Annotated in this window: 10 protein-coding genes; 6 read left to right on the plus strand and 4 right to left on the minus strand. The window is 72.6% G+C overall.

Annotated elements, in window-relative coordinates:
- Positions 1-2: 2 nt before the first annotated feature.
- The 3 genes from ACGF2Y_RS33375 to ACGF2Y_RS33385 all read right to left on the minus strand — a co-directional run bounded on the left by ACGF2Y_RS33375 (position 3) and on the right by ACGF2Y_RS33385 (position 3,488).
- The gene (locus tag ACGF2Y_RS33375) at positions 3-1,337 is read right to left on the minus strand and encodes a condensation domain-containing protein (RefSeq protein ID WP_392955187.1); all 1,335 of its coding nucleotides are present in this window, start codon (positions 1,335-1,337) and stop codon (positions 3-5) included.
- A 672-nt stretch (positions 1,338-2,009) separates the two neighbouring features.
- On the minus strand, positions 2,010-2,852 hold the full coding sequence (locus ACGF2Y_RS33380) for an SAM-dependent methyltransferase (protein WP_392955188.1): 843 nt from the start codon (positions 2,850-2,852) through the stop codon (positions 2,010-2,012).
- Between the two features lie 258 nt (positions 2,853-3,110).
- Positions 3,111-3,488, minus strand: a complete 378-nt coding sequence (locus tag ACGF2Y_RS33385; protein ID WP_392955190.1) for a YciI family protein — start codon at positions 3,486-3,488, stop codon at positions 3,111-3,113.
- Between the two features lie 409 nt (positions 3,489-3,897).
- On the opposite strand from ACGF2Y_RS33385, the gene ACGF2Y_RS33390 reads away from it, so the two are divergent.
- Complete coding sequence (locus ACGF2Y_RS33390) at positions 3,898-5,130, plus strand: cytochrome P450 (RefSeq protein ID WP_392955192.1); 1,233 nt, start codon at positions 3,898-3,900, stop codon at positions 5,128-5,130.
- Between the two features lie 310 nt (positions 5,131-5,440).
- On the opposite strand, the gene ACGF2Y_RS33395 is transcribed toward ACGF2Y_RS33390, so the two are convergent.
- Positions 5,441-5,581 carry a hypothetical protein gene (locus ACGF2Y_RS33395; RefSeq protein WP_392955194.1) on the minus strand — a complete coding sequence of 47 codons (141 nt, stop codon included), beginning with the start codon at positions 5,579-5,581 and terminating at the stop codon, positions 5,441-5,443.
- Positions 5,582-5,655: 74 nt separating this feature from the next.
- Here ACGF2Y_RS33395 and ACGF2Y_RS33400 point away from each other — a divergent pair, with 74 nt between their 5' ends.
- The 5 genes from ACGF2Y_RS33400 (at position 5,656) to ACGF2Y_RS33420 (ending at position 14,295) form a co-directional block, all read left to right on the plus strand.
- Positions 5,656-8,853, plus strand: coding sequence for an AMP-binding protein (locus ACGF2Y_RS33400; protein WP_392955196.1), 3,198 nt, complete (start codon positions 5,656-5,658; stop codon positions 8,851-8,853).
- A complete protein-coding gene (cmdF, locus tag ACGF2Y_RS33405) occupies positions 8,850-10,469 on the plus strand; it encodes a tyrosine 2,3-aminomutase (protein ID WP_392955198.1) in 1,620 nt (539 codons plus the stop codon). The genes ACGF2Y_RS33400 and cmdF overlap by 4 nt, the downstream gene beginning before the upstream one ends.
- Before the next feature lie 54 nt (positions 10,470-10,523).
- Positions 10,524-12,053, plus strand: a complete 1,530-nt coding sequence (locus tag ACGF2Y_RS33410) for a 4-hydroxyphenylacetate 3-hydroxylase family protein (RefSeq protein ID WP_392955200.1) — start codon at positions 10,524-10,526, stop codon at positions 12,051-12,053.
- A 150-nt stretch (positions 12,054-12,203) separates the two neighbouring features.
- Positions 12,204-12,563: a YciI family protein gene (locus ACGF2Y_RS33415; protein ID WP_392955202.1), complete on the plus strand. Its 360-nt coding sequence runs from the start codon at positions 12,204-12,206 to the stop codon at positions 12,561-12,563.
- 373 nt (positions 12,564-12,936) lie between these two features.
- Positions 12,937-14,295, plus strand: coding sequence for an FAD-binding oxidoreductase (locus ACGF2Y_RS33420; RefSeq protein WP_392955204.1), 1,359 nt, complete (start codon positions 12,937-12,939; stop codon positions 14,293-14,295).
- The last annotated feature ends 46 nt before the right edge of the window (positions 14,296-14,341 follow it).

Raw genomic sequence — 14,341 nt, forward strand, 5'->3', positions numbered from 1 at the left:
CCTCAGATCGCCGAGTCCGGGCCGGCGACCATGTCGCCGATCACCTGGAGGAACCCGGCTGCCTGGTCGTCGATCTCGGCCCTCTCGAAGAGGTGACGGCTGAAGCTGAGCCCGCCGACCACTTCGGTGTCGCTCAGGTGCATCGACCAGATCATGCCGTCCGGGGTGTCGGAGCCGAGCGGCTGCGGGATGACCCGCCGCCAGATCGCCGTGTACTCCAGGTCGCCGATCCGGTCGCCCTGCATCAGATAGGGCGGCTGGACGGCCTGGAACAGGGTCGGCACCGCGTCGGGGCCGGCCGAGGACATCAGCTCGGGCGCCTCGGCGAGGATGTGCAGCAGCGGCAGCTCGTGGGAGAAGGCGCCGATGCAGGCCTTCCTGCTGCGGGCGACGACATCGCGGAAGGTCCGGCAGCCGTCCAGGTCCACCCGCAGCGGGCTGAAGTTGAAGAACGACCCCACCGTGGACTGGAAGCGGTGCTCACGGCCCGGCGTGAAGGTGGGCACCACGATGTCGCTCGCCCCGGTGCGGCGGTTCACGAAGACGGTGAACGCGGCGAGCAGCACCATGAACGGCGAACTGCGCGTCTCCTTGGCCAGCCGGGACACCTCCGCGCTCAGGTCCGCGTCGGTGGTGAACCGGTGATAACTCGTCGCGGGGGACTGCCCGGTGGGGTGCACCGGAGCGACCAGGATCCTGGCGTCGCGCAGCGTCTCGCGCCAGTACGCCCGTGAAGCGGCCACCGCCGGCCCGCCGGCCTCCTCCTGCTGCGCGACGACGTAGTCCCGGTACTGGGCCACCTCGGGCAGCTGCGGCTCGTTCCCGGCCGCGCGAGCGGTGTAGCACTGCGCCAGGTCCCGCAGGATCACCTGGATCGACCAGACGTCGGCGGCGCTGTGGTGGGCGCACAGCACCAGAACGGAGTCCTGCTCGTCGAAGCGGCCGAGCACGGCCCGCAGCAACGGGACCCGGTCGGCCGGGAACGACCGGGTCTCCGCCTGGATCATGAGCTGCTCGGCCCGCCGGTCCCGGTCCGGACCCGGCGCCTCGTCCAGGTCGACCAGCTCCAGCTCCGGCTGTACGGCGGGCAGCACGCTCTGCGCACCCCCGTTCTCCAACCGCACCACGGTGCGCAGCGCCTCGTGCCGCTCGACCACATCGGCCAGGGCCAGGCGCATGGCCCGCACGTCGACGCGGCCCTGGACCCGCCACGCGAAGACCTCCGTGTAATGCGGCCCGAACGGCCCGGTCTTGAAGCCCTGGGCGAACATGCAGAGAAACTGCTGCTGCAGTGAGAGCGCCGCAGTTGCCTGCTGCGATTCCGAAGTCGTGGTCATGTGCGATCTCTCCTCAGAAAGGCGGACGCTGCCGTTGTGGAGGGCGTCGAACAGCGTGTCGTGTACGGGTTCGGCGGCGGCCGGGCCATGGCGGCCACGCCCCGGCCGTCGCGCCGGACGGCACGCCGTGCGGGCCGGCCGTCGCCGGGGTTCTTCGCGACCGGCGTGGCGGCCGGATACCGCGCACGTCCGTCATGAACGGACCGGCCGGCCGGAGCGGTTCGCGCCGGGGAAGATCTCCTGCTTGCCGAAGAACGGCGGGGCGCCGCCGGCCGGCGGGACCGGGTGCGACGGGGTGGGCCGGCGCACTGCCACGTGGCCGCGTCTCGATTCTCATCACCGCTCCGGGGGCCGCGCATCTTCGTGATTGCGCCCCGCCCACCGCCCCGCCCACCGCCACGGCCGGCCGGTCCGGACGGCGGACGGCGGCCGCCCGTTCCTGACGCCATGACGGATCCCGGTCCGGCGGCGCCGGCCTCCTGCGGCTCGAAGGTCCGCCTGACCGCGCAACGGCCGGGTCCGCCGGTATCCGCCGGGATCCCGGCCGCGAACCCCACGACAGCCAGGCCCGCGTCCCTCCCGAAAAAGGGGACCGGTCACCGGCCGGCCCCGCATCCGCGCCGCGCCGTATCCGCGCCGTATCCGTGCCGTGCCGTGCCGTGTTCCGGCAGGTCAGTTCCGGGGCTTCTGGACGGTGACGACCGCGTAGCCGATCTGGTCCGCCCCCGGTGCGAAGAAGTTCTCCAGCGTCTCCCGGAGCCCGTCGACGGCGGCCTCGCCGAACCGGCCGGCCAGCTCGTCGCGCCGCGTATCCACGGCCTGCAGGTACTTGGGGCCCATCCCGAACACCCGCGGCCCGCACTGCAGGTACTCCGCCGGCTCGAACCCGGCCTTGCGCAACGTGTCCAGCCACTCGGCCACCGACAGCATCCGCTTCGCCCCGAAGCCGGCGGCGAACCGGTCGGCGGCCTCGGCACCGAGCCCTTCCCGGGTGGGCTCCGTCAAGCACAGCAGGCCGCCGGGGCGCAACGCCCGGTGCAGGCTGCCGAGCGCATGCCCGAGGTCACCGACGTAGACGAGGGACTCCATCGCCACCACCGCGTCGAAGCTTTCGGCCGGGAAGTCCAGCGAACCGTAGTCGCCGACCTGGAACGTGACCTGGTCGGCCAGCCCCGCCGCCCGGACCCGGGCCCGCGCCTCGGCCACCTGACGGGTGCTGATGTTGACGCCGGTGACCTGCACGCCGTACTCGGTGGCGAGCTGGATGGCCGGGGCCCCGAGGCCGCAGCCGACGTCGAGGACCCGGTCCCCCCTGCGCAGCCGCAGCGAATCCGCCACCTTGCGGGTCAGCCGCTGCGCCGCCTCGATCAGCGGAGCCTCGTCCTGGTCGTCGTACCAGTAGGCCAGATGCACCTGGCCGTCGTTGAACACATTCGACATGTCGGACGAGTCGTCGAACATCTCGGCGATCTCGTCCGTCTCCGGCGTCCGGCCGGTGGTCGTCGCGCTCTCCATGGCTTCTCCTCTCGCGCTGGGACCAGACCCACCAAGCCCTGCTCCAGAGTCGCAGCGGTGACAGGGGCGGACATCTTCCTGCTTGCGCGGCCACCGCGACGAGGACGCCGACGAACCGTCCCGGCCGCGCCCGGTGACACACCGGGGGCACCGGGCGCGGCACCGGCGGGACCTGGGCGGCGCACGGCGGCCGGCCGCCGTGCCACAGCGCACCGCCCCCGGCTCCCGCACGGGAACCGGGGGCGGCGCTCACCCCGGTCAGGTGTTGTCGTCGGGCTTCGGCGCGAATCCGTCATGCAGGACCGGCCACATCTCGACCGGGCTCTCGCTCGCCCACGGCATGTCCGCCGCGATCTCCCGGGCCCGCTCGGCCGAGGCGACCTCCAGGAGGTAGAGGCTGCAGACGAACTCCTTGGCCTCCAGGTAGGGCCCGTCGGTGGAGAACGGGGCGCCGTCCTTGTTCCGTACCAGCGAGGCATCACTGCTGTCGCCGAGACCGTAGGCCGCGAGCAGCTCCCCGGAGGCCCGGTAGCGGGAGTTCCAGGCGTCCTGGTCGGCGATCTCCTTGTCCAGGACCTCGGCCGGGATCGAAGCCCACTTCTCCGCGTTGCCGTAGATCATGAGCAGGTATTTCATGGTCAGCCCTCAGCCTCCTCGGGCCTCACACGCGACGACCCGAACGAATGTTTGGAAGTGCGGTGGAAGCGATCGGCTGGATCACGTTACTCACCTTACGAGAGGCCACTGTACGAGATCCGGCGAAGGGCGCCCGGGGGGCCGCGAGGAGCGCGCCGGCACACCGCGCTCCCGCTCCCGGCCTGCGGTTTGTGAGTGATCTCCGGTGCGGGAGAGGCCGGTTGGGACACCAGGCGGACGGTGCCGTTCCGCCCGGGACCCGCGCATCCGGACCACGGCCGGCACCGGCGTCACCGCGAGGCGGCCCGCTCGGCGGGAGCCGAGTCCGCACCGTCGAAGACGCCCCCGGCGGCACCCCCGGACACCATGGGAGCCGACCGGTACCAATCCGTCCTCACAGGAGGCAGACGTGGACGACGAGCTCTTCGTCATCGATCCGGCCGGGACCGACATCCACGGCGAGGCGGCCCGGCTCCGGGCCCGCGGGCCGGTTACCCGGGTGCTGCTGCCCGGCGGAGTCGAGGCCTGGTCGGTGACCGGCTATCACGCCGCCCGGCAGGTCCTGGCGGACGAGCGGTTCGCCAAGAACGCCCGGCAGCACTGGCCCGCCTACATCGAGGGCGCCCTCGGCCCGGACTTCCCGCTGATCGTCTGGGCCCGGATGGACAACATGTCCACCGCGGACGGCGAGCCGCACGCCCGCCAACGACACCTTGTCGCCGGTGCGTTCAGCCCCCGGCGGATCGCCATGCTGCGACCGCGGGTCGAGCGGATCGTCACGCGCGCGCTCGACGAGCTGGCCGGCCACGCGGCCGGGCGGCCGGACGAGCCGGTCGACCTCAAGGCGCGGTACGCGCACCCGGTGGCGTCCCGGGTGATCGGCGAACTGCTCGGCGTGCCCGACGGCGACCCGGACGGCATCCTGGACCGCGCCGGATACGTCGAGCCGAACCCGCAGAAGGCGGCCGTGGAGTTCGCCGCGCTGCGGAGCAAGATCGAGGCCCTGGTCGCGCACAAGCGCCGGGAACCGGGGGAGGACCTGATCAGCGACCTCGTCGCGGCCGAGCCGGGCGGCTGCCCGGTCACCGGGGCGGGCGCCGGGTCCGACGCCGAACTGGTCGGCCTGGCACAGCTGATGCTCAACACCGGCGCCGAACCGGCCAGGAACCTCATCACCAACACCGCCCTGGCACTGCTCACCCGGCCCGGCCAGCGCGCCCTGGCGGCGGGCGGCGAGGTGGACTGGGACGACGTGGTGGAGGAGACGCTGCGCACCGACGCACCGGTGGCGCACCTGCCGTTCCGCTTCGCGACACAGGACGTCACGGTCGCCGGCGTGACCATCTCCCGGGGCGACCCGGTGGTGGTCGGCTACGCCGCGACCGGCCGCGACCCGGAACTGCACGGCGACACCGCGGGGGAGTTCGACGCCCGGCACACGGACAAACGGCACGTGGCGTTCGGCCACGGTGTCCACCGGTGCGTCGGCCCGGCGCTGACCCGGATGGAGGTGAGCATCGCGGTGGAGGAGCTGTTCACACGCTTCCCCCGGCTGCGGCTGGCGGTGGAGCCGGACGAACTGGCCGGCCAGGGCACCTTCATCATGAACGGCCGGCTCGAACTGCCGGTCCATCTGCGGTGAGAACGGCAGACCCCCGCCACGCACTGATACACCGTCACGCCCACCCGGGGCACTGAACTGATACGCCCTCACGCCCACCCGGCACTGAACCGATACGGCGTCATGCCCCCTCCGGGGAACCCGGACCCACCGGCCGGACAAGCGCCGGCACGCAGCTGACGGACCATCGGCGCGACACCGGGGGCCGCCCCCGGCGGGCGGCCCCGGGGGAGAGGAAGACAGCCGCCGGGCGTGTCGTCAGCGCGCCCTGAACTGCCGCCCCCGGCACACGTACCGGCTGCTGACGGCCCGCCGGAAACCGGGCGGGCCGTCAGGCGAGGGCGCGGCGCCGGGCCGTGCCGGCGGCATACCCGGATCCGATGCGGGGGCCGGTGACGACAGCCGCACTCCAGGAGATGCCGCCGCTGGACGCGGTCGTCATTGTGTAGTCGGGGAGCCTCTCGCCGCGCACCGGAGTTCCGGTGCGGCGCGGTGTGCGGTCCGCCCGAACCCCCAGCGGTGCCGAGTGATCGATGGAGGCTGTCCATGACCGACCCCGCGTACCGGCATGTGCCGGCGACCGAGGTGCAGCAAGGGCTGTGGCTGTTGCGTGCGCTCGGCCAGGAGCCGGCGCCGCGAAGCCGGACGTACCGGGTGGCCGGCGACCTCGACGTGGCGACGCTGGCAGCGGCGTGGCGGTCGCTCGTGGACCGGCACGAGCAACTGCGGTCGGCGCTGGTGCTGCTGGACGGCGTACCGGTGCGGAGGGTCTGGGCGCGTTCCGGGACCGGGGCGTTCCAGCTGTGCGAGGCGGACGGCACACCGGCCGACGGGACGGATGGCACACCGGCCGACGGGACGGGCGGCACACCGGCAGGCCGGGGGGAGCCGGGGCCGGCCGGCGACGGGCCGGATCCGGACGGTGTGCCGGGGGCACGGATGACGGTCACCCGCTGCGGGCCCGGGGAACACCGGATCCGGCTGGCGGTCCCCGCCGCGTTCGCCGACGAGGACTTCCTGGACACACTGGTCGGGGAACTGTCCGAACTGTGCGCGCGAAGAGCGCTCCCGGCAGAGACTCCCCGCGGCGGGGCGACCGCCGCCCAAGCCGAATCCCCCGAGGCGCTGGCCTGGTGGACCGACACGCTGAACACGCTGCCGAGCGAACTCCCGCTGCCCGCGGACCGTCCGCGCCCGGACCGGGCCTCGGGACAGTGGGGAACGGCCGGCGCCCCGGCCGACCCGGAGCTCGGCCGCGCCGTCGCACACTGCGCCGAAGCCCGCAGCAGCAGCCCGTACGTCGTGATGCTCACCGCGTTCCAGGTCCTCCTGCACCGCTACACCGGGGGCGACCGGGTGGCTGTCGCCGTACCGGTCTCGCAGGGCGGGGCGGGCACGGCGGCCAACGCCCTGATCCTGCCGGCCGACATCCGGGCGGGGCAGAGCTTCGACGACGTCCTTCGGCGCGGCACGGCACTGGTCGCCGGGGCGATGGCACGGCGTACCGTTCCGCTGGCGCGGGTGCTCGGGGCGCTGCCGGTGGCCCGCGACGGGCGGCGGGTGCCGCTGTGCGATGTCGTGTTCGACTACCGGGAGCGGCCGGCGCCCGTGCCGGCGATTCCCGGTACGGCCGTCGAACCCTGCCCGGAACACGCCGGGCCGGCACCGGCCGATCTGGTGCTGCGGGTCGACGACAGCGGCAGCGGACCGGCCGTCACCGTGCTCTACGACGCCGACCAGTTCGGGCCGGAGACCGCACGGATGATCCTGCGGCAGTTCCGTACGCTCCTCCGGCACGCCGCCCTGGCCCCGGACACCACCGTCGCCGAGCTGACGCTCGACAGCCCCGGCAGAGCGGCACGCGCCGCCGCCGAGGCCGACCCGCGGGCCGATGACGGCGCACCCGGGCACACGGTCGTGGAGGCGATCAGGAGGCACGCGTCGCGGGACCCGGACGCGGTGGCCGTCGACGGCCCCGACGGCACGCTGACCTACCGCTCCCTGCACGCCACCGCGCTGCGGGTCGCCCAGGACCTGCGGGCCGCCGGGGTACGGGCCGGTGATCCGGTCGTGGTGCGGATGCCGGTGGGCGTGCGCCAATACGCCGCACTGCTCGGGGTGCTGTCGGCCGGTGCGTATCCGTGCTGGTTCGGGACGGCCGACAACGGGGACCGCGGCCGGGCCGTCCTCGGGACGCTGAAGCCGGTGGCGATGCTGGTGGCCCCCGCGACGACCGCCGAACCAGGAGCCGCCGCCCCCGACGGACTCCTCGACCGCTACACGGCCACCGGCGGTCAGGTCCTCACGGTGCACGAGCCCGGCCCCGGGCCGCGAGCATCCGCACCCTCCCCGCCGCCGGGGCTCACCGACCACGCCTACGTCGCCTTCACCTCCGGCACCACCGGCGTCCCCAAAGGCATCGCGCACACGCACGCCGCCCTCGCGCAGTTCACCGCGTGGATGGCCGCCGAGTTCGACATCGGCCCCGGCGTACGCGTCGCGCAGTGGGTGGCCGCCGAACACGACCCCGCCCTGGCCGAGACGTTCGCGGCGCTCGGATCGGGCGCCACGCTGTGCCCGGTGCCCGAGAAGATCCGCGCCAACCCCGAACGCCTCCTGGACTGGCTCGCCGCCGAACGCATCGGCGTACTCCAGACCGTGCCGAGCTTCGCCCGCGAACTGCTCCGCGTCCTCACCGAGCGCCGCTCCGCCGAAGAACTGCGCGCACTCGGCGCCCTGCTGCTGATGGGCGAAGCACTGCCCGGCGATCTCGCCGACGGACTGCTGGCCGCGCTGCCACTGGTCCGCCTCGCCAACCTCTACGGCCCGACCGAGACCGTCGCGGCGACCTGGCACCCGGTTCACCGCGGGCCGGCGCCCCCCACCGGCACATCGGCCGGCACTCCCGCGAAACCCGCCGCCCCGGTCCCCATCGGCCGCCCCATCCCCGGCCGCGGCGTCCTGGTCGTCGACGCGTCGGACCGCCCCTGCCCCGCCGGTGTCACCGGCGAACTCGTCATCACCGGCCCCTACGTCGCCCACGGCTACCTCGCCGACCGCGACCACGCCGCCTTCACCCGCCTCCCGTCCACCGACGCACCCTGCTACCGCACCGGCGACCTCGCCCGCCGCCGCCCTGACGGCACCCTCGAATACCGCGGCCGCAAGGACAGCCAGATCAAGCTCTTCGGCAGCCGCCTGGAACTCACCGACGTCGAAGCGGCCCTGTCCGGGCATCCCACCGTCGCCGACTGCGCCGTCGTCGCCGGCGCCGACCGCGACGGCCTGGCCGTCCGCCTGGTGATCTGCGTCGTCCCGCGCAGCCCCCCCGACGGCGAGCCGCCGGGCTCACCCGGCCAGTGGCGCACCCACCTGCGCCGGCGCTTCGGCCGCGCGCTGCTCCCGGCCCTGTACCGCACCCTGGACCGTCTCCCGCGCACCGTCACCGGCAAGGTCGACCGGCCCCGGCTGGCACGTACCGTCGCCGCCGCCGAGCGCGACGCGGCCGCCCGCCGCCCCACCGCCGGTACCGAGACAGACCTCGCCGCGATCTGGGCGGACCTGCTCGGCACCCCGCCGGCCCACGCCGACCAGAGCTTTTTCGCCGTCGGCGGCACCTCCCTGCTGGTCCCGCGGCTGCTGCACCAGGTACGGCGGCGCTTCGGCGCCGACGTGTCCGTCCCCCAGTTCTACGCACACCAGAGCCTGGCTGCCCTGGCGGCCCTGGTCGACCGAACCCGATGAAGGAGTACCTCGTGCCCACCACCCCCATCGGCGCCCCAGCCGTCCTGGACGGCGAGACGCTCGACATCCCCGCCGTCCGCCGCGTGGCCGAGCACCGGGCCGAGGTGAAGCTGACACCCCAGTCACTGGCCAAGGCCGGCAAGAGCCGCGCCGTGTTCGAGGACGTCGTCCGCGCCGGCACCCCGGTCTACGGCGTCACCACCGGCTACGGCGAGATGATCTACATGCTCGTCGACCCCTCGCGGGAGACCGAGCTGCAGACCAACCTCGTCCGCAGCCACAGTGCCGGCGTCGGCCCGTACTTCCCCCACGACCAGGCCCGCGCGATCGTCGCCGCACGCCTCAACGCCCTGGCGAAAGGCTACTCGGCCGTCCGGCCGGAGATCCTGGAGCGGCTGGCCCTCTACCTGAACTCCGACCTGATACCGGCGATCCCGGAGATCGGCTCGCTGGGCGCCAGCGGAGACCTGGCCCCGCTGGCGCACGTGGCCTCCACCCTCATCGGCGAGGGCTACTTCCTGGGCCCGGAGGGCCGCCGGCCGGTGGCCCCGGTGCTGCGCTCGCACGGGATCACACCGCTGGAGCTGAAGTTCAAGGAGGGCCTGGCGCTGATCAACGGCACCTCGGCCATGACCGGGCTGGGCGCGCTGGTCGTCGACCGGTCGCTGGAACAGGTCCGGCACGCCGAGATCGTCTCGGCGCTGCTGGTGGAGGTGATGCGCGGGTCGATGGGGCCCTTCCAGCCCGAGGGCCACGACATCGCCCGGCCGCACCCCGGCCAGATCGACACCGCGGCGAACATGCGGGCCCTGCTGCGCGGCAGCGGGCTCACCGTGGAGCACGCGGACCTGCGCCGCCAGGTCGCCGAGGCCAAGGACGACGGGGACGTCACCCGCACCGAGATCTACCTGCAGAAGGCCTACTCGCTGCGGGCGATGCCACAGGTGCTGGGCAGTGTCCGCGACACCCTGACGCACGCCACGGCCCGGGTACGGACCGAGCTCAACTCCGCCAACGACAACCCCCTGTTCTTCGAGGACCACGAGGTCTTCCACGGCGCGAACTTCCACGGCCAGCCGGTGGCCTTCGTGATGGACTTCACCACGATCGCCCTGACCCAGCTCGGCGTACTGGCCGAGCGGCAGCTCAACCGGGTCCTGAACCGGCACCTGAGCTACGGCCTGCCGGAGTTCCTGGTGGCCGGCGACCCGGGGCTCAGCAGCGGGTACGCCGGTGCGCAGTACCCGGCCACGGCGCTGGTCGCCGAGAACCGGACGATCGGCCCGGCCAGCACCCAGAGCGTGCCGTCCAACGGCGACAACCAGGACATCGTCAGCATGGGCCTGATCGCGGCCCGCAACGCCCGGCGGGTGCTGTCCAACAACCAGCACATCCTGGCCGTGCAGTTCCTGGCAGCGGCCTCGGCGGTGGACGTCTCCGGGCGTTACGACGGCCTGGGACCGGCCGGCCGCGCCGCCTATGACGCGGTGCGCTCGCTCGTACCGCCGCTGAACGAGGACCGGTACATGGCCGACGACATCGAGACCGTCGCCGCCGCCCTGACCCGCGGGGAGTTCATCACCGCCGTCGAGGACTGCGGCGTGGAACTGCTCTGACACCGGCGTCCGCCGGCCCCGGGCCCGGCGGACCGACAGGAAGGCAGGACAGCAATGGCCACTCGGCCCATGACCGGCGAGGAGTACGTGGAAAGCCTTCGCGACGCCCGCGAGGTCTACGTATACGGCGAACGTGTCAAGGACGTCACCACGCACCCGGCGTTCCACAACCCGGTGCGCATGACCGCCCGGCTCTACGACGCCCTGCACGACGACCGCTACCGCTCCGTCCTGACCTGCCCGGTCGACGGCGGCGGCGAGGGGTACACCCACCGTTTCTTCACCACGCCGCGCAGCGCCGAGGACCTGGTCGCCGCCCAGGGCGCGATCGCGGCCTGGGCCCGGCTGAGCTACGGCTGGATGGGCCGCAGCCCCGACTACAAGGCCTCCTTCCTCGGCACCCTCGGCGCCAACGCCGACTTCTACGGGCCCTACGCCGACAACGCCCGGCGCTGGTACCGCGAGTCGCAGGAGAAGGTCCTGTTCTGGAACCACGCCATCGTGCATCCGCCCGTGGACCGCGACCGGCCGCCGGACGAGGTCGCCGACGTGTTCGTGCACGTCGAGGCCGAGACCGACGCGGGACTCGTGGTCAGCGGCGCCAAGGTGGTGGCCACCGGCTCGGCCCTGGCCCACTACAACTTCATCGCGCACTACGGACTGCCGATCCGCAAGCGTGAGTTCGCCCTGGTGGCCACCGTGCCGATGGACGCCCCCGGCGTGAAGCTGATCTGCCGGCCCTCCTACACCGCGGCCGCGGCCGTGGCCGGCAGCCCCTTCGACTACCCGCTGTCCTCACGGCTGGACGAGAACGACACGATCCTCGTGATGGACAAGGTGCTGATCCCCTGGGAGAACGTCTTCATCTACGGGGACCTGGGCAAGGTGCAGATGTTCACCGCCCGCTCCGGCTTCCCCGAGCGGTTCACCTTCCACGGCTGCATCCGGCTCGCGGTGAAGCTGGAGTTCCTGGCCGGTCTGCTGTCCAAGGCGCTGAAGGTCACCGGCGTGCGGGACTTCCGCGGCGTGCAGAGCCGGCTGGGGGAGGTGCTGGCCTGGCGGAACCTGTTCTGGGGGCTGTCCGACGCGGCCGCGCGCAACCCGGTGCCGTGGAAGGACGGAGCGGTGCTCCCCAACGGCGACTACGGGATGGCCTACCGGTGGTTCATGCAGGTCGGCTACCCGCGGATCCGGGAGATCATCCTGCAGGACGTGGCCAGCGGGCTGATCTACGTTCCCTCCAGCGCCGAGGACTTCCGCAACCCGCAGACGGGGCCGTACCTGGACAAGTACGTCCGCGGCTCGGGCGGGGTCACGGCCATGGAACGGGTCAAGCTCATGAAACTGCTGTGGGACGCCATCGGCAGCGAGTTCGGCAGCCGGCACGAGCTGTACGAGCGCAACTACTCCGGCAACCACGAGAACACCCGGGTCGAGCTGTACGCCAGTCAGCTGGCCTCCGGCCAGCTGGCCGGCTACGAGAAGTTCGCCGAGCAGTGCATGTCCGAGTACGACCTGGACGGCTGGACGGTCCCGGACCTGGAGTCCTTCCCCGACCTCAAGAATCTGATCAACCGGCCCTGACACCACGGCACCCGCCGGGCACGCCGGAAGACGCCGCGGCCGGCGAGCGGCCCGGTGAAAAGTTCGCACGCGATGTCCGGTTTCCCGAGGCGGCTCCGACCCATGGACGGGAGCGTCCACCCCGGACGCCCGACCGCGAGGAGCCCGACGATGAAGTACATGCTGCTGATCATCCTGAACCCGAAGACCAACGAGGCGCTGAGCGAGGAGCAGCAGGCCACCGTGGGCACCGCCCACCAGAAACTGATGGCGCTCACCAAGGAGACCGGCGAGTTCGTCGCCGCGGAGGCCCTGGGCGAGCCCGCCAGGACCACCGTGGTCCGGGTGCGCGACGGCAGGACGGCCGCTTCCGACGGCCCGCTGGTCGATGCCGAGGAGTACTTCTGCGGCTACTACATCGTCGACGTGGCCGGCAGGGAACGTGCCGTCGAGCTCGCCGCCATGATCCCGGACGCGCAGTGGTCCGCCGTCGAGGTCCGGCCGTTCTTCGAGATGCCCGAGGAGGGCTGAGACACCGGCGGAGCCCGGCCGGCGGCGGTCATCCCCCGCCGGCCGCGCCGGCAGGACCCGGCGGGACACCCCCGGCAACGCAATGACACTGCGTCACCGGAACAAAGCGCTGCGTGGTCACCGTAGTAGGGTCCCCGTAGGGCCTGCCCGAACGGTCCTGCCCAAGGGCCACGACGGCGGCGCCCTCCCCGGCCATGACGCGGTGGCGGATACCGGCCGCGGGACCCCGCCCGCAGCCGACCCCTCCGGGCCGTACCGCCGCGCAAACCCGCATGCCGCCGCATGTCCTGATCCGCGCTCCGGCTCCGACCGACAGGTATAGGAAGAGGACAGCGCCGACGGGCGCTGTTCCAACGGAAGAAGAGAGACCGACATGAACAGCGACTTGGACCCCGCGGACATCGCGTGCCTGCGGGCCGAAGTCACCGGTGAGGTTTTCGTACCGGGCGACTACGGATACGAAGAGCTCACCGATCTGATCGTCCACACCGGGCACCCGGCCGTGATCATCCTGGTCCGCAGCAACGAGGACGTGGCCCGCGGCATAGCCTTCGCGCGCGAGCACGACCTGGAGATCTCCACCCGCAGCGGCGGCCACAGCAACGCCGGCTTCAGCACCAACGTCGGCGGCCTGGTCCTGAACCTGTCACACCTGGACTCCATCGAGGTGGTGGACGAGTCCGAACGCCTGGTCCGCCTCGGCGCCGGCGCGCAGTGGGACCAGGTCACGACCGCACTGCACCCCTACGGCCTGGCCTTCACCTCCGGCGACACCACCAGCGTGGGCGTCGGCGGCCTGCTGATCGGCGGCGGCATCGGCTGGCTGGCCCGCAAGTACGGCCTGGCACTGGACAACCTCGTGGCCGCAGAAGTCGTGACGGCCGACGGCCGCGTCCTGCAGGCCAGCACCGAGGAGAACCCGGACATCTTCTGGGCGATCCGCGGCGGCGGCGGCAACTTCGGCGTGGTGACCTCCTTCACCGTCGTGGCACAGCCGGTCCCACAGGTCTTCTTCGGCCAGATCTCCTTCGCCCCCGAAGAGACCGCCACCGTCCTGCGCGGCTGGGCGGCACACATGGACTCCGCCCCCGAGGAACTCACCTCCACCGCCATGTGCTGGCCGACCTTCGGCGAGGCCGCCCCGCCCCTGGCCATCATGGTCTGCTACGCAGGCGAGGACGAAACAGCCGCCAACCTGGCCATCGACCCGATCCGCAAACTCGGCACCGTCGTGGACGACCAGGTCCGCCCGATGCCCTACGGAGACGCACTCGTACCCGCGAACGACCTCCCCCCCGGCTGGCGCCCGCGGGTACGCAACCGCTTCACCCCGGCCCTGACCGCGGACCTCGTCACGACGATCCTCACCGAACAGGCCACCCTCGACAACCTGTACGTCGAGATCCGCAGCATCGGCGGCGCCCTGAACCGGGTACCGCAGGACGCCACCGCCTTCCCCCACCGTTCCACCCAGGCAATGGTGATGGGCGTACTGCTCGGCTCCCCGGAGGGCAACGAACCGTTGCTGCCCGCCTACGAGGCGTTCTGGTCCGCGCTGGCCCCGTCGATGTCCGGCGCCTACAGCGGCTTCCTGAGCGACATCCTCCCGGCGGACGTCGAGGCGGTGTACCCGCAGCAGGTGTACGGACGGCTGGCGGCGCTGAAACGCGAGTACGACCCCTGCAACGTCTTCCACCTGAACGTCAACGTCGTCCCGGCCGGCCAGGACTGATCCCCGCGGCGCCGTGCCCCGCGCACGGCGCCGCCCGGCATCCCTG

The organism is Streptomyces sp. NPDC048142 (genome assembly GCF_043202835.1).
Taxonomy (GTDB): domain Bacteria; phylum Actinomycetota; class Actinomycetes; order Streptomycetales; family Streptomycetaceae; genus Streptomyces.